Origin of the sequence: Geomonas diazotrophica (assembly GCF_019063885.1) — a bacterium.
GTDB classification, from domain to species: domain Bacteria; phylum Desulfobacterota; class Desulfuromonadia; order Geobacterales; family Geobacteraceae; genus Geomonas; species Geomonas diazotrophica.
In genome coordinates this window covers 2,217,239-2,237,134 of sequence record NZ_CP077684.1, presented here as the reverse complement: position 1 = coordinate 2,237,134, position 19,896 = coordinate 2,217,239, and the positions used below count along the sequence as shown (strand labels likewise).

The 19,896-nt window shown below is 61.9% G+C and carries 16 protein-coding genes and 1 riboswitch; of the genes, 12 read left to right on the top strand and 4 right to left on the bottom strand.

The genetic code is table 11. From position 1 onward, the window contains the following. The first annotated feature begins 44 nt into the window (after positions 1 to 44). The 6 genes from fdnG (at position 45) to KP003_RS09695 (ending at position 7,553) form a co-directional block, all read left to right on the top strand. Positions 45 to 3,074 carry a formate dehydrogenase-N subunit alpha gene (fdnG, locus tag KP003_RS09720; RefSeq protein WP_216498884.1) on the top strand — a complete coding sequence of 1,010 codons (3,030 nt, stop codon included), beginning with the start codon at positions 45 to 47 and terminating at the stop codon, positions 3,072 to 3,074. After that, entirely contained in the window at positions 3,071 to 3,910 is an 840-nt protein-coding gene (locus KP003_RS09715; protein ID WP_216498883.1) for a 4Fe-4S dicluster domain-containing protein, read from the top strand. The genes fdnG and KP003_RS09715 overlap by 4 nt, the downstream gene beginning before the upstream one ends. Continuing rightward, positions 3,911 to 5,113 carry an NrfD/PsrC family molybdoenzyme membrane anchor subunit gene (gene nrfD, locus KP003_RS09710; protein ID WP_216498882.1) on the top strand — a complete coding sequence of 401 codons (1,203 nt, stop codon included), beginning with the start codon at positions 3,911 to 3,913 and terminating at the stop codon, positions 5,111 to 5,113. It begins immediately after the preceding gene. A 152-nt stretch (positions 5,114 to 5,265) separates the two neighbouring features. Then, positions 5,266 to 6,666 (top strand): formate dehydrogenase accessory sulfurtransferase FdhD, encoded by a 1,401-nt coding sequence (fdhD, locus tag KP003_RS09705; RefSeq protein ID WP_216498881.1) that lies wholly within the window; start codon positions 5,266 to 5,268, stop codon positions 6,664 to 6,666. A 73-nt stretch (positions 6,667 to 6,739) separates the two neighbouring features. Further along, positions 6,740 to 6,913, top strand: coding sequence for a twin-arginine translocase TatA/TatE family subunit (gene tatA, locus KP003_RS09700; RefSeq protein WP_216498880.1), 174 nt, complete (start codon positions 6,740 to 6,742; stop codon positions 6,911 to 6,913). A gap of 178 nt (positions 6,914 to 7,091) precedes the next feature. Beyond that, positions 7,092 to 7,553: a bacteriohemerythrin gene (locus KP003_RS09695; RefSeq protein ID WP_216498879.1), complete on the top strand. Its 462-nt coding sequence runs from the start codon at positions 7,092 to 7,094 to the stop codon at positions 7,551 to 7,553. Between the two features lie 249 nt (positions 7,554 to 7,802). On the opposite strand, the gene KP003_RS09690 is transcribed toward KP003_RS09695, so the two are convergent. Continuing rightward, positions 7,803 to 8,558, bottom strand: a complete 756-nt coding sequence (locus KP003_RS09690; RefSeq protein ID WP_216498878.1) for an SDR family oxidoreductase — start codon at positions 8,556 to 8,558, stop codon at positions 7,803 to 7,805. 282 nt (positions 8,559 to 8,840) lie between these two features. Between KP003_RS09690 and KP003_RS09685 the strand changes: the two genes are divergently transcribed. The 4 genes from KP003_RS09685 to pdhA are packed head-to-tail and all read left to right on the top strand — an operon-like array spanning position 8,841 to position 13,003. Beyond that, the gene (locus KP003_RS09685; RefSeq protein ID WP_216498877.1) at positions 8,841 to 9,698 is read left to right on the top strand and encodes a DUF302 domain-containing protein; all 858 of its coding nucleotides are present in this window, start codon (positions 8,841 to 8,843) and stop codon (positions 9,696 to 9,698) included. A 3-nt stretch (positions 9,699 to 9,701) separates the two neighbouring features. Then, the gene (locus tag KP003_RS09680; protein ID WP_216498876.1) at positions 9,702 to 10,061 is read left to right on the top strand and encodes a DUF488 domain-containing protein; all 360 of its coding nucleotides are present in this window, start codon (positions 9,702 to 9,704) and stop codon (positions 10,059 to 10,061) included. Between the two features lie 34 nt (positions 10,062 to 10,095). Next, on the top strand, positions 10,096 to 12,033 hold the full coding sequence (locus tag KP003_RS09675; RefSeq protein WP_216498875.1) for an aconitate hydratase: 1,938 nt from the start codon (positions 10,096 to 10,098) through the stop codon (positions 12,031 to 12,033). Next, positions 12,026 to 13,003, top strand: a complete 978-nt coding sequence (gene pdhA / locus KP003_RS09670) for a pyruvate dehydrogenase (acetyl-transferring) E1 component subunit alpha (protein WP_216498874.1) — start codon at positions 12,026 to 12,028, stop codon at positions 13,001 to 13,003. Before KP003_RS09675 ends, pdhA begins: the two co-directional genes overlap by 8 nt. 152 nt (positions 13,004 to 13,155) lie before the next feature. On the opposite strand, the gene KP003_RS09665 is transcribed toward pdhA, so the two are convergent. The 3 genes from KP003_RS09665 to KP003_RS09655 all read right to left on the bottom strand — a co-directional run bounded on the left by KP003_RS09665 (position 13,156) and on the right by KP003_RS09655 (position 16,622). Next, positions 13,156 to 13,935, bottom strand: a complete 780-nt coding sequence (locus tag KP003_RS09665; RefSeq protein ID WP_216498873.1) for a rhodanese-like domain-containing protein — start codon at positions 13,933 to 13,935, stop codon at positions 13,156 to 13,158. Positions 13,936 to 13,949: 14 nt separating this feature from the next. Next, on the bottom strand, positions 13,950 to 16,025 hold the full coding sequence (locus KP003_RS09660) for a methyl-accepting chemotaxis protein (protein WP_217300662.1): 2,076 nt from the start codon (positions 16,023 to 16,025) through the stop codon (positions 13,950 to 13,952). 135 nt (positions 16,026 to 16,160) lie between these two features. Further along, entirely contained in the window at positions 16,161 to 16,622 is a 462-nt protein-coding gene (locus KP003_RS09655) for a rhodanese-like domain-containing protein (RefSeq protein ID WP_216498871.1), read from the bottom strand. Positions 16,623 to 16,878: 256 nt separating this feature from the next. Next, positions 16,879 to 16,956: riboswitch (cyclic di-GMP riboswitch) on the bottom strand. A 360-nt stretch (positions 16,957 to 17,316) separates the two neighbouring features. Here KP003_RS09655 and KP003_RS09650 point away from each other — a divergent pair. Together KP003_RS09650 and KP003_RS09645 are read left to right on the top strand one after the other, a co-directional pair. Continuing rightward, complete coding sequence (locus KP003_RS09650) at positions 17,317 to 18,303, top strand: alpha-ketoacid dehydrogenase subunit beta (RefSeq protein ID WP_216498870.1); 987 nt, start codon at positions 17,317 to 17,319, stop codon at positions 18,301 to 18,303. 9 nt (positions 18,304 to 18,312) lie between these two features. After that, complete coding sequence (locus tag KP003_RS09645) at positions 18,313 to 19,833, top strand: dihydrolipoamide acetyltransferase family protein (protein ID WP_216498869.1); 1,521 nt, start codon at positions 18,313 to 18,315, stop codon at positions 19,831 to 19,833. Positions 19,834 to 19,896: the final 63 nt, after the last annotated feature.

The following is a 19,896-nucleotide window of genomic DNA, read 5'->3' as shown; positions in this document are numbered from 1 at the left end:
TCCGGCGTCGACGACGTTTATCATGGAAAAAGGAGAGATTCAACATGGCAGTTTCACGACGGGAGTTTCTGCAGGGGGGGGCGGCGGCTGCGGCACTGATCCTCTCCGGCAAAAAAGCAGAAGCGGGCGGCGCAGACGGCTCGCAGATGCGCACCAAGGGGCTGAAAAGCTCGACCACCATCTGTCCTTTCTGCGCGGTAGGTTGCGGGCTTGTGGTGCATACCAAGAACGGCAAGATCGTGAACATCGAGGGGGACACCCAGCACCCGATCAACCAGGGTGCGCTCTGCTCGAAGGGTAGCGCGCTGTTCCAGGTGGCCAACAACGAGCGCCGCCTGCAGAAGGTGATGTACCGCGCACCCGGCAGCGACAAGTTCGAGGAGAAGTCGTGGGACTGGGCCCTGGAGCGCATCGCGCAGAAGATGAAGGAGACGCGCGACAAGTCCTTCAAGGCCAAGGAGATCAACAAGAAGGACAACAAGGAGTACGTGGTCAACCGCACCGAAGGGATGGCATTCCTTGGCGGCGCCGGTCTCGACAACGAGGAGTGCTACCTCTGGAGCAAGTTCGCCCGCTCCATGGGGGTCGCGAACCTCGAACACCAAGCCCGAATATGACACTCCGCTACAGTCGCCGGTCTGGCGGCTTCGTTTGGACGTGGGGCAATGACCAACCACTGGATTGACCTGAAGAACTCCGATGCCATCCTGGCCATCGGTTGCAACCCGGCCGAGAACCACCCGATTTCCATGAAATGGATCGAGCAGGCGATGGACAACGGCGGCAAGCTCCTCGCCGTCGATCCCCGCTTCACGAGGACCGGCTCCAAAGCCGACCACTACGCGCAGATCCGTCCCGGCACCGACATCGCCTTCCTGGGCGGGATGATCAACTTCGCGCTGCAAAACAACATGATTCACGAGGAGTACGTCCGCGAGTACACTAACGCGGCCTTCATCGTGAACGAGAAGTACGACTTCAACGAGGGGATCTTCTGCTCCTTCGACGACCAGGAGAAGACCTACGACCCGAAGGCCTGGGCCTACGCTGTGGACGGCGCCGGTAACCCCAAGCGCGACCACAGCCTGAAGGACCCGCGCTGCGTGTTCCAGCTCCTGAAGAAGCACTACTCCCGCTACACCGTGGACATGGTCTGCAGCATCACCGGCACCAAGAAGGAAGACTACATCGCCGTCGCCAAGGCCTTCTGCGCCACCGGCCGTCCGGACAAGGCGGGGACCATCCTCTACGCCATGGGGATCACCCAGTCCACCCATGGCACCCAGAACGTGCGCGCGACCGCCATGCTGCAGATGCTGCTCGGTAACATCGGCATCGCCGGCGGCGGCGTCAACGCGCTGCGCGGCGAGTCCAACGTCCAGGGTTCCTCCGATTACGGTCTGCTCTTCCACCTGCTGCCGGGCTACCTGAAGTCCCCGGAATTTGACAACGTCGACCTCAAAGCCTACCTCGAGAAGTGGACCCCGAAGACCAAGGACGCTAAGAGCGCCAACTGGTGGGGCAACACCCCGAAGTACACCGTGAGCCTTTTGAAAGCCTGGTACGGCGACAACGCCACCAAGGAAAACGGTTTCTGCTACGACTACCTCCCCAAGAGGAGCGGCAACTACTCCTTCATGAAGCTGATGGAGAAGATGGGCAAGGGCGAGCTGCAGGGCCTCGTCTGCATGGGCCAGAACCCCGCCGTGGGCGGTCCGGATTCGCTCAAGACCCGCGAAGCGCTGGGGAAACTCGACTGGCTCGTCACCGTGGACCTCTGGGAGACCGAGACCTCCATCTTCTGGAAGCGCCCCGGCGTGAACCCGAAGGACATCAAGACCGAGGTCTTCATGCTTCCGGCCGCCTCCTCCGTCGAGAAGGAAGGCTCCATCTCCAACTCCGGCCGCTGGGCCCAGTGGCGCTACAAGGCAGTCGAGCCGGTCGCTGACGCGAAGAGCGACCTCTGGATCATCAACCAGTTCGCCAAGCGGATGAAGAAGGCATACGAGAAAGGGGGCACCTTCCCGGAACCGATCACCAAGCTCTCCTGGAACTACGGCCCGGGCGAGGAGCCGGAAGTGCACCTGGTTGCCAAGGAGATCAACGGCTACTTCACCAAGGACATGACCATCGTCGACAAGGACAAGACCCTGGAGTTCAAGGCAGGCGACCAGGTCCCGATGTTCAAGTACCTCCAGGACGACGGCTCCACCGTATCCGGTTGCTGGATCTACTGCGGCTCCTACACCAAGGAAGGGAACCAGATGGCGCGTCGCGACCTGGCCGACCCGACCGGCCTCGGCATGTTCCCGAAATGGTCCTGGTGCTGGCCGGTGAACCGCCGCATCATCTACAACCGCGGTTCCGTCAACCCCGACGGCGTGCCGTTCAACCCCAAGCGCGTCGTCATCACCTGGGACGCCCTGGAGAAGAAATGGAAGGGTGACGTGCCCGACGGCCCCTGGCCGCCGATGAACGACGCCAAGGAAGGGAAGTACCCCTTCATCATGCTCCCCGAAGGTCACGGTCGTCTCTACGCCCTGGACATGAAGGACGGCCCGTTCCCCGAGCACTACGAGCCGGTGGAAAGCCCGGCCAAGAACCTCATGTCCAAGACCCAGACCAACCCTGCGGTGAAGATCCCGGCCAACATGACCAGCGACACGGCCAAGTACCCGTTCGTCGGCACCACCTACAGGATGACCGAGCACTGGCAGGCCGGCGCCATGACCCGTTCGCTTCCCTGGCTCGTGGAACTGGTCCCGACCATGTTCGTGGAGATCTCCCAGACGCTCGCCCGCGCCAAGGGGATCAGCAACGGCGACATGGTCAAGGTGACCACGGAGCGCGGCTCCATCGAGGCGAAGGCCCTGGTGACTTCCAGGCTGAAGCCGTTTAGCGTGCAGGGGAAAGAGGTAGAGCAGGTAGGTCTTCCCTGGCACTTCGGTTATGCAGGTCTGGCTACCGGCGACTCCGGCAACGTCCTTACGCCGTCGGTCGGTTGCGCGAACACAAGCATCCCCGAATTCAAGGCATTCCTCTGCAACATCGAGAAAGGGGGTAAACGCGCATGAGCAGCGAGAATCAAGATTTCAACAAAAGCAAAGCATTCTTGATCGACATGACCAAGTGCACCGGCTGCCGTGGCTGCCAGGTCGCCTGCAAGCAGTGGAACCAGTTGGGCGCCGAGAAGACCGAGTTCTTCACCGGCGAAGGCTACCAGAACCCGCCGCTCATGTCGGAATACACCTTCACCCGCATCAAGTTCCGGGACTACGAGAAGAACGGGCAGAACGAGTTCGCCTTCTACAAAGAGATGTGCATGCACTGCAACGAGCCGGCCTGCGCGTCGGTCTGCCCGGTCGGCGCCTTCAAGAAGACCAAGGAAGGCCCGGTCACCTATGACGCGGAGCGCTGCATCGGCTGCCGCTTCTGCATGGTCGCCTGCCCGTTCGGGGTGCCCAAGTACGAGTGGAGCAAGGCGCTGCCGCTGGTGAGAAAGTGCACCGGCTGCTACTCCAGGGTGAAGGAAGGTCTGAAGCCGGCCTGCGCCACCACCTGCGTCTCTGCCATCACCTACGGCAACCGCGAGGAGATGATCAAGGAAGCCAACAAGAGGATCGCGGCACGTCCGGAGAAGTACCTGAAGAAGCTCTACGGTTCGGAAGAGGCGGGGGGCACCTCGGTCATCTACCTGACCGCGCTCCCCTTCGACGAGCTCGGCTTCAAGCCGGTCACCAAGCGTCCTCTCCCGTCCTACACCTGGCAGGCGCTGCGCCTGGTCCCGGGGATCTTCCTCACCGTCGGCAGCTCGCTGTCGCTGCTTTCCTGGTTCAACCACAGGAAGGAGAGGATCGCCAAGGAAGAGGAGCAGAGAAAATCCGGCGCAACGCCGAAGGAGGAGAGCTAGATGACCGCTGCAAAGATAATCGTTAACGAGATCAAGGGATACCACCGCTTCGTTAAGTTCCTGATCGTCCTCGTGTCTCTGGGCGCGCTCGCCTCCCTGGCCCGCTTCGTGTTCGGCCTCGGCGTCACCACCAACCTGAACGACACCTTCCCCTGGGGTCTCTGGATCTCCTTCGACGTCGTCACCGCCGTTCCGCTGGCGGCCGGCGCCTTCACCCTCGGGGCGATCGTGCACTGCTTCCACATCAAGAAGCTCGAACCGCTGGTGCGTCCGGCCATCGTGACCGGATTCCTCGGCTACTCCCTGGTCTGCGTCGGCCTGCTGCTCGACCTCGGTCAGCCGCAGCGCTGCTGGCACACCATGGTGTACTGGAACCCGCACTCCCCAATGTTCGAGGTTTCCATGTGCATCGCCGCCTACACCACGGTGCTCTTCCTCGAGTTCCTGTCGCCGGTGTGCGAGAAGTTCGGCTACCACGTACCGCTGCGCCTTCTGCGTACCATCGAGATGCCGCTCGTCGTCGCTGCGGCCTCCATCTCGACCCTGCACCAGTCGTCGCTCGGGACCTTCTTCCTGATCGCGGTCGACAAGCTGCACAGCCTCTGGTACAACCCGCTGCTGCCGCTTTTGTTCTGGCTCTCCGCCATGTGCGCCGGCATCTCCATCATCATCGTGGAGGCCACCATGAGCCACAAGTACATGGGGCAGCCGGACGAGAGCGAACTGCTCGAGACCCTGGCCAAGATACTTCCCTGGGTCATCACCGTGTACCTGACCGTGAAGGTGTTCTCCCTCGTGGCGCTCACCCAGGGGCCGCTCTTCAACCGTCCGGGCCTCCTGGTGCTCTTCGCCGTCGAGGTCGTCTGCGGCGTCCTGCTCCCGCTGGTCATGCTCATGAACGGCAACGTGCGTGAGAACAACCGTCTGCGGGCCACCGCCGCCTGGCTGGTGATCGCAGGCGTCATCCTGAACCGCTTCAACGTCTCCATGTTCGGCATGGAAGCTCCGGGAACCTTCTACTACCCCTCCTTCCTGGAGAGCGTGGTGACCATCGGCATCATCGCGGCGCACATCCTGTTCTTCGTGCTGATTGCGAAGTACTTCCCGATCTTCGAGCACCATCCCGAGACCGTTGACTACACGATCCCGGACCACTTCCACAAAACCGAGAAAGGCCATGCTCACGGTGCCGCCAAGGCCTAGTGGAAGTTGCAGCAGTCGTTTGAATCTTATGCAGTAACAGCTTAGAAGTACGAGGAAACCCTCCCGAAGTCCCCTCTCCCGCAAAAGGCGGGGGAGGGGCAGGGCGGGGGACGACAAAAGCTCAAGCCAGATCAGATTCAAGGAGTCCGCAGGTGGCAACCATTTACAGTTTCAAGAAGGGCGTCATGGAGCAGGTGGAAAGCGGGGTGGTCAACGAGTACCCCCTGCAGCTGGTGGTGAACGGGCGCGAGATGGCGACCCTGATCGCTTCACCGCACGACCTGCGTTTCCTGGTGGCCGGTTTCCTGCGCCTGCAGGGCTTTGTATCCAAGGTGGACGACTTCCTGGCGCTTGCCATCTGCCAGGACTTCGGCGCCGCCAGCGTCACCATCCGCGGCGAGCTACCCGAGCGCCTGAAGCCGGTGCTCACCTCCGGCTGCGGCACCGGGATCAGCTTCAACATGCCCAAGCCGGTCCAGAAGTCCGGTCCCACAAGGGTGCACGCGCCCGAAACCATCTTCGCCTTGATGAACCAGCTGGCGCAAAAGTGCGAAGGGTACCAGAACCACGGCGGGATGCACTCCGCGGGCGTGGGGAGCGACACGCTGCTCCTGCATGCCGAGGACATCGGCCGCCACAATACCATTGACAGAATCGCCGGCGAGGCGCTCCTGAAGGGGATCTCGCTGGCTGGAACCATACTGGTCACCTCGGGGCGCGTCTCCACCGAACTGGTCGCCAAGGCGTCGCTTTTGGGGATCGACCTGATCGCCTCGCGTACCTCGCCCACCGACATGGCGGTGAAGATGGCCGAGGAGGCCGGCATCACCCTGGTCGGCTACGTGCGCGCCGACAGCTTCAAGGTGTACACCAATCCCGAGGCCATCGGCGCGACCGGTCCTGAGAAGATCGCCGGGGTCACCGGCGTGATCCTTGCGGGGGGCGCCTCCAGCCGCATGGGGAGCAACAAGGCACTCTTGCCGCACAAGGGGGGGCGCTTCATCGAGAGCATCTACCGGGAGCTTTCCGAGATATTCCCCGAGGTGATCCTGGTGACCAACACCCCGGAACAGTACCAGTTCCTCCCGTGCCGCAAGGTGCCCGACCTCTACCCGGGCATGGGAGCGCTGGCGGGGATCCACGCGGGGCTCGCCCAGGCCAGCAACCCCAGCGTATTCACCGTCGCCTGCGACATGCCGCACCTCGATCCCGCCCTGATCAGGCACATCGCCGGGCGTCGCGGCGACTGCGACCTGGTGCTCCCGAAAAGCGAGCACGGCTACGAACCGCTGCACGCGCTGTACAACAAGAGCGCACTGGCCGCCATGGAGCAGTGCCTCACGCAGGGAAAGCGGCGCATCGTCTCCATCCTGCCGCAGTTGAAGGTCAACGAAATCCCCGCCAGCGAGGTGGCCGGTTTCGATCCGGAGTTCGACTCCTTCAGCAACATCAACACCCCGCAGGAGTACTACGAGTTGAGAAACGGCGACAAGGCGAGGCCGGCCACCGAGAGCCTCCCTGCCGCAGAGCAAACACACCAAGCGCAGGCCTAGCCCAGGGGGCGGTCTGAACCAAGAGGCGTCAACGCAACAGCTCCCCGGCGCGGGAGTTCAAAGGAGAAGGTAAATGTTTGGATTCGGTATGCCGGAAATGATCATCGTGCTCGTGATAGCCCTCGTTGTTGTCGGCCCCGCCAAGCTCCCCCAGCTGGGACAGGCCCTGGGGAGCAGCATCAAGAACTTCAAGAAGGCCTCCGCAGGCGAGGACGTGGTCCAGCTGAACGAGGAGAAAAGGGCCTAGCTTCGGCAGGTTCCATCAATACTTTCCAGGCCCTGGGCGACCCCGGGGCTTTTTTTTTAACGAAAGTCCTCAAGCGAGGAGGGGTATCTGCCGATCTAACAGGTAACCGGTTGAGAAATCGGTTCTGCGGTTTCGGTGGGTGCTTGCAGCTGCCGTGGCGTGACAAGGAGACGGGAAAATGTTGACCCAGTGGCACGAGGACATGGCAACGGGGAGCGAGGCGGTGGACAAGCAGCACAGGGAGCTGCTGCGCCGCGTCGACGACCTGCTCAAGGGGGCCAAAAGCAGGAAGGGCGCCGAAGAGGTCGGCAGGTTGATGTGGTTTCTCAAGAAGTACGTGCGCTGGCACTTTCGTGACGAGGAGAAGCTGATGCTGGAGGCTGGGTACCCCGGCTACCAGTCCCACAAGGTGCAGCACGAGATCTTTTTCAGGGAGGTGCTGCGCCTGGAGTCGCTGCACGTCGAGCAGGGGGACAACACCCTTATGATCGTGGCGGTCATCACTGCCATGTGCGAGTGGCTCCGCTCCCACTTCAACAAGCTGGACAAGGAATTCATCGACTTTCTGAAGGACACCGGCCAGAACGGAAACGGCAATGGCGGCAGCTGCGGGAGCCCCGAGGGGAACGGCGAACAGTAGCGCTGGCGAGATGCTCTTCCCCTGGATAGCGGCGAGAGGCCGGCAAAGGAGAACAAAGGAAAAGGGGAGCCCGACGCATCGGACTCCCCTTTCTCGTTTGTGCAAGCGCATGACGTAGCGCTTGATCCCCTCTCCCCCGGGAGAGGGTGGCCAAAGGCCGGGTGAGGGCGCCCTTTAGCTGCACTCTCTCTACGTGGCAACTCCCTCAACCCTCCCTCCCCCGGAGTGAGAGAGGAAATTAAAGCGCCTCTATGACCGGTGTACCGCGAGGGGGCCCCAGGCCTGGTGCACCGACATCACCTCGACGCTGTTGATGTTGACCCGCGCGGGGACCGTGGCGACCCAAGCCACGATGTCGGCGATGTCCTCCGGGCGCAGCGGCTCGGTCCCGTTGTAGACCCGCTGGGCCATCTCGTCGTCTCCCTTGAAGCGGACCTGGGAAAACTCCGTTTCCGCCATCCCCGGCTCGATGTTGGTGACCCGCACCGCGGTTCCCAAGAGGTCGGCGCGGAGGTTCCGGGAAAACTGCTGCACGAAGGCCTTGGTGGCGCCGTAGACGTTGCCGCCGGGGTAGGGCCAGCTTCCGGCCACCGAGCCGATGTTGACAACGTGGCCGCGATTGCGGGCAACCATGCCGGGGAGGATGGCGCGGGTGCAGTACATCACCCCTTTGATGTTGGTGTCCACCATGGTCTCCCAGTCCTGAAGCACCGCCCGGTGCGCCGGCTCCAAACCCAGGGCGAGCCCGGCGTTGTTGACCAGCAGGTCCACCTCGGCGAACTCCTGCGGCAGGGCGGCGCAGGCGGCGGCCACGGCTTCGCCGTCTCGCACGTCCAACACCATCGCGTGTACCTTTGTCTTGTCGGCAAGCTCCTGCTTGAGCGCCTGCAGTTTCTCTTCGCGGCGGGCCGTCAGCACCAGGTTCCACCCAAGCTCTGCCAAAGCCCGCGCGCAGGCGGCGCCAAATCCCGACGATGCTCCGGTAATGAGTGCACACTTTTTCATTCACGTTCCTCCTGAGGCTAGTCGCGCTGTTCAGCGCGTTATCTTAGTTGAGATCGCCTCCCAACACAAGCCGTAGCTTCCTCGCTTCCCCGCCTCCCTTTTGTATGCCCTGTCGCCGGCAGCCGCAGCGGCAGCCCTTTGCCTTTCCGCCACTTTCCCATGAAAAACGCGCGCGCGGTCGTTGCTGCACCTCTACAATCGGGTAAAGTATTCCAGTTGCTTCGCTGGAGGAATACAATATCTAATGAACCTAGGAGGCAGAGCGAGCGGGAGGTGCACGCCATGCGCAAGATCTCTCATAGCTGCGAAGTACACGCCGCGCTTGATACGGTGTGGAATCTGCTCATCGAAAAAATGGAACAGCCGCATTCCTACCTGCCGGGGGTGACGCAGTCGCGTACCCTGCAGCACTACGGCAACGGTCTGCTGCGCGAGATAAGGGGGGACGGGATCCTGATCAAGGAGAAGGTTGTCCTCGACAAGACTCACGGCGAGGTGCGCTACTTTCTCCTGGAACACCCGCTCTTTACCGGCCGGGTGGTGAACCGGGTGGTTCCCTCTTCGGTGCAAAGCCCGGTGGCGCCGCAGGTGCTGACCATAGAGGTCGACTGGGCGCCCAAGGACGACCAGGCCGAGCGGATGATCCGCAGCGACCTGCCAGAGCAGATCCAAAGAGAGGTGATCAATTTGAAAGAAAAAGCGGAAGCACTTGACGCGCTGGAGGCGAAGCCACTGTCCACACCGTATGCCTTTGGCATCACCATGGCGCTCCCCTTTGCCGACGCCCTGCCCGTGGTGCACCAGGCGCTGCAGAGGGAAGGTTTCGGGGTCCTGTTCGAGATCGACGTGAAGCAGAAGTTCAAGGAGAAGCTCGACAAGGAGTTCCGCAACTACCATATCCTTGGGGCCTGCAACCCGGGTCTGGCCTACCAGGCCTTCGGGGCCGAGATCAACATCGGGACGCTGCTTCCCTGCAACGTGGCGGTTTACTCGGTCAGCGAATCCCGCACAGTGGTGATGGTGATGGACCCGGTGGCCGGACTTTCCCTGGTGGGGAACAATCAGTTGAACGAGCTCTCCTACTCGGTGCAGCAGAGCCTGCAGCGGGTCATGGCCGGGCTGCACCCGGTTCCTGCCTAAGCCATGGTCAGGCTGAAGAGGATATACGACGAACCGGCAGCGCAGGACGGGGTGCGTGTCCTGGTGGACCGGCTCTGGCCGCGCGGGTTCTCCAAGGAGAAGGCGCACCTGGACCGCTGGGAGAAGGAACTTGCTCCGTCGGACGAACTGCGCCGCTGGTTCGGACATGATCCCGAGAAATGGCAGGAGTTCCGGGAGCGCTACCGCCTGGAGTTGGAGGGGGCGGGAGAGGGGGCACGGCTCAAAGAACTGGCCCGGCTTTGCGCCCGAGGCACGGTGACCCTGCTCTACGCGGCAAAGGATGAAGAACACAACAACGCGGTCGTACTGAAGGAACTCCTGGAGGACTCCAGCATCGGCTGATTCCGCGGAAGGTCCGCGGTTTTGGGAGGCTAAGATGGGAGACAATCTGGCTAGAAAGATATTGAAGGGACACCTGGTGGAAGGGGAGCTGGTGCCGGGGCGGGAGATCGCCATCCGGATCGACCAGACCCTTTTGCAGGACGCGACCGGCACCATGGCCATGCTGGAATTCATGGCTACCGGGATACCCAGGGTAAAGGTAGGGCTGGCGACGCAGTACGTCGACCACAACCTTTTGCAGACCGACAACAAGAACGCGGACGACCACGTCTTCCTTGCCACTGCGGCGCAGCGGTTCGGGGTGTACCTGTCCAAGCCCGGCAACGGGGTCTCGCACCAGGTGCACCTGGAGCGCTTCGGCGTCCCCGGCACCACGCTTTTGGGCGCCGACTCGCACACCCCCACCGCGGCGGGGATGGGGCAGCTCGCCATCGGCGCGGGGGGGCTCGACGTAGCGCTCGCCATGGCGGGGTACCCCTTTTACCTCACCTGCCCGAAGATCTGGGGGGTGAAATTGACCGGGCGGCTGCAGCCTTGGGTCTCGGGGAAGGACGTAATCCTTGAGATGCTCAGGCGCCACACGGTGAAGGGGGGGGTGGGCAAGATCATCGAGTACTACGGTCCCGGCGTCGCCACCCTCTCGGCGACCGACCGCGCCACCATCGGCAATATGGGCGCGGAGCTCGGTGCGACCACAACGGTCTTTCCAAGCGACGAGAACACCCGCGCCTTTCTGGAAGCGCAGGGGCGCGGCGAGATCTGGCGCGAACTCACCGCCGACCCGGACGCCGGCTACGACGAGTACGACGAGATCGACCTGTCCCAGGTGGTGCCGCTGATCGCCCGCCCGTCGTCGCCGGACAACGTGGTACCGGTCTCCGAGATCGAGGGGCTCAAGGTGGACCAGGTCATCGTCGGGAGCTCGGTGAACTCCTCGTTCCGCGACCTGATGACCGTCTGCCGCATCCTCGAGAGGCGCCGCATCGCCCCGGGGCTTGCCTTCCACATCAACCCCGGCAGTCGCCAGGTGCTCGAAAACGTGGTGGCACACGGCGGATTCATGATGCTGCTCCTCGCCGGCGGGCAGGTGCACCAGCCCGGCTGCCTCGGCTGCATCGGGATGGGGCAGGCCCCCGGCACCAACCAGGTCTCGCTCAGAACCTTCCCGCGCAACTTCCCGGGACGCAGCGGCACCAAGGAGGACCGGGTCTACCTCTGCTCCCCCGAGACCGCGGCCGCGGCCGGCGTGTTCGGCGTCGTGACCGACCCGCGCAAGCTCTCCGAGCTCCTTCCCTGGCCCGAGGTCAAGAACCCGGACCGTTACCTGGTGGACGACTCCGGTATCCAGGTCCCCCCGGAGGATGGCCGCTCGGTCGAGATCGTGACCGGTCCCAACATAGTCCCGTTCCCCGAGTTCCCGGCGCTTCCGGACCAGCTCGACGTGGAGGTGATCATCAAGGTGGGGGACAATGTCTCCACCGACACCATCATGCCGGCGGGGAACAAGGTGCTTCCCTTCCGCAGCAACATCCCGGCCATCAGCAAGTTCGTCTTCGAGCAGGCGGACCCCGAGTTCGCGCTGCGGGCGGCGGAAAAGGGGGACGGCGCGGTGGTGGGAGGTGACAACTACGGCCAGGGCTCCTCGCGCGAGCACGCGGCACTGGCGCCGCGCTACCTCGGCATCAGGGTGAAGATCGCCAAGAGCTTCGCCAGGATCCACCGTTCCAACCTGATCAACTTCGGCATCCTGCCGCTGGTCTTCAAGGACCCCGCCGACTACGACCGGATCAAGCAGGGTGACCGCATCACCATCCCCGGGGTGCGGGAGCTGACCTTGAACGGTGTCACCGAGATCCCCATCCGGGTCAACGGTGCCGAGATCGTGACCCTCTTGCACGCCTCCGAGCGCGAGCGTCGCGAGCTGGTGGCGGGGGGGCTGCTCAATTCGGTAAAGGAGGAGAACCATGGCTGAAACCCTGAGGGAGCTGCTCTCCGAGGAAGAGCTGCTCGGCTTTTTCGAGCAGATGGTGCTCTGCCGCGAGTTCGAGGAGAGCTGCGCCGAGCAGTATTCGAAGGGGCACATCACCGGCTTTTTGCACCTGTACACGGGACAGGAGGCGGTCGCGGTCGGCTGCACCGCGGGGCTGCAGGAAAAGGACTACATCCTCTCCGCCTACCGCGACCACGCCCAGGCCATCGTCAGGGGGGCCGACCCGAAGAAGGTGATGGCGGAACTGTTCGGCAAGGCGACCGGGCTTTGCAAGGGGAAGGGGGGCTCCATGCACCTCTTCGCGCCAGAGCTCAATTTCATGGGGGGGTACGCGATAGTCGGCGGTCAGTTCCCCATCGCCACCGGGCTTGCCTGGGGTAGCCAGTTGCTCGAGGAAGACCGCGTCACCGCCTGCCTCTTCGGCGACGGCTCCATGAACCAGGGGACCTTCCACGAGTCGCTGAACTGGGCACGCCTTTGGGACCTGCCGGTCCTCTTCATCTGCGAGAACAACTTCTACGGCATCGGGACCGAGGTGCACCGGGCCTCCGCCCAGGCGGCCCTGCACCGGCGCACCTGCGGCTACGACATCCCAAGCGAGAAGGTGGACGGCATGGACGTCATCGCCATGTACCAGGCCACCAAACGGGCCGCCGAATGGGTGAGGGAGCGCCAGCGTCCCTACTTCATCGAGGCGGTCACCTACCGCTTCCGCGGGCATTCCATGTCCGACCCCGCCAAGTACCGCAGTCCCTCCGAGACCGACGTCTGGAAAACACGTGACCCCATTCCCAACCTGTCGCGCAGGCTCCTGGAAGAGGGGATCGCGACCAAGGAGCAACTCGAGGAGATCACCAAGCGCTGCCTGGCCCGGGTGGAGGAAAGCGTCCGCTTCGCGGAGGAATCCCCCTGGCCCGAGGACGCCGCCGTATGGGAGGATATCTATGTCTGAAGCGTCGGGTTGAACGATCCCGTCGTGGTAGGGGTACCCGTCCGGCAGTTGTTCACTTGACCCGCAAGCAAAATAGCAAAAGCCTCATCAGGAATCCTGATGAGGCTTTTGTTGCGCTAATTATCTTTGAACTACCCTTCTGGTCGGTGCACCTAGTTCTGGGCGCTCAGCACCCCGTTTTCCAGGAAGTAGAAATTCTTGATGCCGTATTTCTCCAGGTAGTACTGTATCCATTCCACCTGCTTGCCGACAGCGTCGGTTATCAGCAGGGTCTTGCCCTTGAATTCGCTGCCGGAAAGAAGTTGCACCAGCCTGTCGGAAGGGATGTTGCGCAGGTGCGGCAGTTTGGGGATCTCCTTGCGCTGAAAGGGCTCCCGGATGTCGATGCAGATGACATCACCCGCCTGTGCCTTCTTGGAGAACTCGGCGTACTTGATCTTGTGGCTTTTCAGCCTCTCGGTGGGGATCAGCCGCGACTTGACCGCGGGAGTTTCCCCCATGAGCGTGGTTTTCTCGGGGGTAGCGGTTACCCAGTCGTGAATGCCTGCGTCGTAGACCGCGATGTTACGCAGGCCGGCGCTGGCGGCTTGTTCCGCGGCTTCATACGACTTCTCGCAGGCGTGCCCGTTGCAGTAAAAGACCATCGCCCCGGCCTCGTTTCTGCTCCTGAGTTCCTTGATGTCCCTGTCGAAGGTTTTCTGGGCAACCGGGATATTGACCGCCTTGGCGATGTGAATGACGTCGAATTCCAGCTTGGAGCGGACGTCTACAATGACGGCGCGCCCATACTCCTTTTTAAGCTCCTCGGTGCTGATGTACTTCAACTTGGGGTACTTGGCCCGCAGGGGATACCCCTCAGCGGCGAGCGATGCTCCCGCCGCCAGCATCAAACAGATCAAACCCATCAGCATGACCAGAACGTTCTTCTTCATTTGCATCTCCTTTTTTATGCCGTTTCCAGCGGCACGAGGGGCAGGGGGGCGTTGAGTTCGCTTTGCCATTTCCCTCCCGAATCGCCGGCTCCGACACTGGTTGTAGTTACCGTGAAACCTGACATCTCCAGCCGCAGAGCATCCATGTCTTCGAGCAGGGCGCTGACAACGGGGATGAGCCTTTTCACCTCTTCGACCGTCGAGCTTCCCATACGTTTCACGTCTTCGAGCGCCTCGAGCACCCGCTGGTTGAGTTCCTGCTGGTTCGAGGAGGCGCGGGCGATATCGTAACTCTTCTGGTTGGCCAGCTCTATGTTTGCCGATATGAACCTGGTGCTCTTCACCTGCTCTTCGGTCCCCCGCTTGGTCGCCACCATGGCGTCCTTGATCGGATTGAGCGCCTGCAGCAGGAAAGCGGTCCCTTTTTCCTGTTCGCTGGTGGCGCGGTTGACCTGGTCTATCTTCTGGCGCACCTGCTCAGTCGAATTGACCACGTGCTTCAGACCTTCGGTCTGCTCGATGGAGGCCCGCTCGATCCCTTTGGCGAGGTCGGTCGCCTGACGCGACGTCTCCAGGATCTCCATCAACACGTTGGCCGTTTTCCCGACCACCGTTTCCCCATCCCTGACCACATCGACGCTGTCATGCGTCTCCTTGACGACCTGCTCGATCTCATGCTGTATCACCTTGACGATGGTGTCGATCTCCTGGGTCGAGAGCGCCGCCTTGTCGGAGAGGAGTCTCATTTCTTCCGCTACCACCGCGAAGCTCTTGCCGTTTTCCCCCGCCTGGGCAGCGATTATCTGGGCGTTCAGGCTGAGCAGGCGGGATTGCGCGGTGACTTCCTCCATGACGCCGAGGATCTTGCCGATGTCCCGCGATCTGCCGCCGAGGTTCTCGATGGCCGACATGAGCGAACCGATGAAGATGCCAATCCGCTTCATCCCGTCCGTCACCTCATCAATGGCGACCATCCCCTTTTCGGAGATGATGGCCGTGGTCGCGGTGCTGATCCTGGCAGATTCGTTTATCAGCGACTCCGCGTGCTTGACGGAACGATAAACCTCTTCCGCCGACGATGAGGTCGCCGAGACGAATGAGGCGGCATCGTCGGCTAGGTGCGTGATGCCCTTGGCCGACTGGGCCAGTTCTGTCAGGGCGGAGTAGGAGTCCTGGAGATTCTTGTTGAGATCATCGGTGGTTCCGGCGATCTCCTCGGAGTTGCCCTGCATTTGCAGCAGAGAGGAGAGATTCTCGTTGGAAAGAGAAAGCAGATCGTCCGTGTTGGTGACTATCAGCAACTGGGATTCGGCGACGTCTCTCACTGCGCAGGAGACCTCGCCCGTGGAGGCATTCTGGCTGTCGATGACATGCCGGACCCTGTCGAAGGTGTCGTTCAGTTGCCGGACAGCCTTGGTCACCTTATCCGAGTTGGTATTGATCCTGGCCACGGTCCCGCGCAGCCGCTGTACCAAAAAACGTACCCCGCTCGCTATGGTGCCGATCTCATCGTCGCGAAGTACCGGCACCTCGACGGTGAGGTCCCCGCCGGTTATGCCCGAGATGGCCTTGTTCAGGCGCTCCACCGGCAGCTTGACGTACAGACGGAACAACCAGATCAGGACAGACGCCATGACGAGGAGCATGCCGAGTTGGTACAGCGGAATGAGTATCCGGCTTCTCCTAATGCTGTCGTCGATGGTCTTGGCGGTGTACACCATTTTGAACGTGCCAACGGTCTCACCGTCCGCCAGGATGGGCTCGCTCAGGGTAAAGTGTTCACGCTCCCCCCGATCCACCATCCCTTCCTTTATGGTGTTTCCGTTCTTGTCGATGACCTTTATCGAGCTGATGTCCCCGTCTTTTAAGGATTCGGTAATAAACGAGGTGACGAGGGGGGTATTGTAGTTGACCAGCGGTTCGGCCAGGATGCTAGCATTTTGCTTCGCCCCCCGTTTCATCCTGGCATGAAGGGCCCCCATGAAGTCGTTGCGCGCGGAGGAGATAAAGAGGTACGCGCCCACTCCCTGTCCTACAGTCAGCACCAGCAGCAGGATGGCGACGACCTTCACACTGATTGATTTGTGCATGTTTAGTTTCACTGCTACCACTCCGTTGGTACGAGCAACATCCGTGAGACCTGCAAAAAAAGCCCCCTTGGGAAAGGGGGCTGAACGTTCGTTGCTATGGTCGCTCTGCCGCTCTAATTTGCTGCAAAGCCAGGCTTATTGGCACTTCTGCACCGGGTAACCTGCACCGTACACGACCTGCGAGGATTTCGGGGACCACAGCTTTGCTTTGGTCGCGGCGCGCCACCCCATCATGCCAAAACGCAGGGTCCAGACGTCGTAACCGAGCATGCCGAGCACGGCTGTGCTGATGCTGGCGGTATGGCCGGTGTTGCAGATAAGAAGGATCGGTTTGTCGGCCGGCAACTTGGCGAGGTTCTCGGCTGTCGCCAACTCGTTCATCGGGATGTTGACGGCGCCCGGGACGGTGTCCGCGCAATACTCGTTGGTAGGCCGGACGTCGACTAGGAAGAAGTCGTTCAGTTCGTCCGCCTGGTTCGGATCATCGATGCCGTCCATAAGCGTCTCGGCGTAGATGGTCCGGGACCCGCCCGGCGCCGTGTTAAGGAAGGCATTGGCATACTTGGCCAGCATGGCGAACTGACCCGGAGGGATCACCTGCGCTTCCTTTTTCGCGGCCGCTTGGCTGACCCATTCTCCAAGACCCTCATCTTCACCAAAGGCAGGGGCAATGCAGGTTAAAAGACCGCAGATCAACATCAGGGAAACGAGACGACAACTTGATTTCATAAGCTCTCCTTCAGTGTATTTTTGCCGTAGTCGAAATGACAACGGGTACTGCAGGCACAAAAAAAACGCCCCATTTCTTAAAGGTGGGGCGTTTTTTGGACGCAAGCATCCAAGCAAACACCACTTCGACAAGCCCCTCGTTCCAGAAACTGGATAGGTGGCTTTGTGCAGCCAGGTTTCCCTGACGTTACCCTTTCGGTGGTATAAACTATGTGTAATTATGTATACCGGTATAACTATCTTGAATCATTGGCAAAAGCAAGATTTTAATTCTTATGGGCTAATAAGGAACCCTGCACTGTAAACCTCATCACGCGGCGACCGCCAGAACCAGCGCCAGGTTGATTTTTGATGTCCACCGGTTCATGACCGCTTCGTTCCAGCGCCCTATCGTACTTGCAGAGCCGTTGCAAGACTTGTACGTTGGCCGTTGTAGACATGATTCCTGGGGCTGCAACTGCCTGAATTTGACCTCTTCATCGTTGTGTTCCCTTAATGCTTTGATAGTATTGGAACCTTGTATTGCGGAAAGTAACGTCACCTGCGCTAACGGAGAGCATGTATGGCTGAGATGACCTATCGGGACGCCATCAATCTGGCGCTCAAAGAGGAAATGAGGCGCGACAAGACCGTCGTGGTCTACGGCGAGGACGTGGCGCTTTACGAGGGGGCCTTCAAGGTGACCCGGGGGCTTTTGTCCGAGTTCGGGGAACTCAGGGTGCGTGACTGTCCCATTTCCGAGAACACCATCGTGGGGGTAGCCGTCGGCGCAGCCATGGCGGGGATCCGCCCGGTGGCGGAGTTGATGACGGTGAACTTCGCCCTACTCGCCATGGACCAGATCGTAAACCACATGGCCAAGGTGCGCTACATGTTCGGCGGCCAGACCAAGGTCCCCATGGTGGTGCGCATGCCCGGAGGCGGGGGGAGCCAGTTGGGCGCCCAGCACTCGCAGAGCCTGGAGAGCTACTTCATGCACTGCCCTGGGATGCTGGTCGCCTATCCGGCGACGCCCGCCGACGCCAAGGGGCTCCTGAAGACGTCGATCCGCGAGGACAACCCGGTCATCTTCCTGGAGCACGAACTCCTCTACAACAGCAAGGGGGAGGTCCCCGAGGATCCGGAATACCTGGTCCCCTTCGGCAAGGCCTCCGTCATGAGGGAGGGGGAACAGGTCACCCTGGTCGGGTACGGCAGGATGGCGATCCTCGCGCTGCAGGCAGCACAGCAGCTGGAAAAGGATGGGATTTCATGCGAGGTGATCGACCTGCGCACCCTAGTTCCTCTGGACATGGAGATGGTGCTCGCTTCGGTGCGCAAGACCGGGCGTGTCGCCGTGATCGAGGAGTGCTGGAAAAGCGCGGGGCTTGGGGGTGACATCGCCTCCCGCATCTACGAGGGGTGCTTCGACACGCTGCTGGCGCCGGTGCACCGCATTTCCGGGCTCGATGTGCCGATGCCCTATTCACGAAAGATCGAAAAGCTCTGCATCCCGCAACTGGAGGGGATCGTGCAGGGAGTACATGACCTTCTTAACGAACCGTACTGAGGAGCCACCATGAACGAGATCGTCATGCCTAAACTCTCCGATACCATGACCGAGGGGAGGCTGGTCCAGTGGAAGAAGCGGGTAGGGGACGAGGTGCGCCGCGGAGAGGTGATCGCCGAGGTGGAAACCGACAAGGCGAACATGGAACTTGAGGCCTTTGCACCGGGGGTGCTGCTCGAGATCAGGGTGCAGTCCGGCGAAATGGTGCAGGTAGGGACGGTGATTGCCATAGTCGGCAAGGCCGGAGAAAAGGTGGGGGGAGCCCCCGCCGAGCCCGAGGCGCCACTTAAGGAGGCGCCGCCTGAAGCGGGAGCTCCGGAAGCGGGCGTCGCAGAGGCCGGCGCCGAGCCGCAGAGCCAGGCGGAAAGAGAGGCGCCGGAAACGGTGCAGGGGGAGGGGGGCAAAGCCCCACGGGAGGCAACGTCAGGCGGCGAACAGGGTGGCGCCGAGCCCACCGCTGAACCGGCCGAGGCCAAGGATCTTTCCCTCGGGGAAGGTGAGCGCCAGGCTCCTGCCGCTCCACCGCTCCCGGGAGAGGATAAGACCCAGCCGGCAGGCGAGCCCCCGGGCACTCCCCGGCATTATATAGATACCAGGGCGCCCGCTCCCGGCGGGGCTGCTCAGGAAGCGGTCTCGCCTGGGAGAGAACGGGCCGCTCCGGTCGTGCGCCGCCGCGCCAGGGAATTGGGGATCGATCTGGCCGAGGTACGTGGATCCGGCCCCGAGGGGCGTATCCTGCTCCAGGACCTGGAGGGGGAGGGGGGGAAGCCTGCGGCAACTGGCGTGTCCGCACAGCCGGCCCAGCCCAAAGCTCAGGCTGCGCCCGCGGAAGCGCCGTCACCGGGGCCCAAGCTGGTGCAGGAGGTGAAGGCGATGTCCAAGCTCAGGGCGGCGGTGGCCAAGACTGTCGCCGAGTCCTGGGCCCATATCCCTCATTTCACCGTGACCATGGACATCGCCATGGACGAGGCGGAATCGATCCGGCGCCAGTTGAAACAGGGGGGGATGCATGTCACGGTGAACGACATCATCGTGAAGGGGGTCGCCCTCGCCTTGGTGAAGTTCCCCCAGATGAATGCGAGCTTCGGCCAGGATGGGCTGCAATTCCACGGAGAAGTGAACGTCAGCGTGGCGGTGGGGGTGCCCGAGGGGGTGCTCATGCCGGTGATCCACGGCTGCGATTCGCTTTCCCTGCCGGCGATCGCCCAGGAGGCTGACCGGCTGGTGCAACGGGCAAGGTCGGGCGCCCTGACCGGGCAGGAGATGAGTGGAGGGACCTTCTCCGTTTCCAACCTCGGCATGTTCCAGGTGAGCAGCTTCACCGCCGTGATTCCGCCTTCTCAGGCGGGCGTGCTCGCGGTCGGGGCGGTGGTCGACGTTCCGGTGCTGCGTTCGGGGGTGCTGGCAAACGCCAAGGTGATGAAGGTCACCCTCTCGGCGGATCATCGCGTGGTCGATGGTGCCTACGCCGCCCAGTTCCTGGTCGAACTGAGGGACGTGCTGGAAAATCCGGTGCGTCTGCTCATGTAACCGAAAAAGGGGCAGGCCTTCTTCGGCCTGCCCCCGTCCTTCCCGCTGCCTCACATCACACTC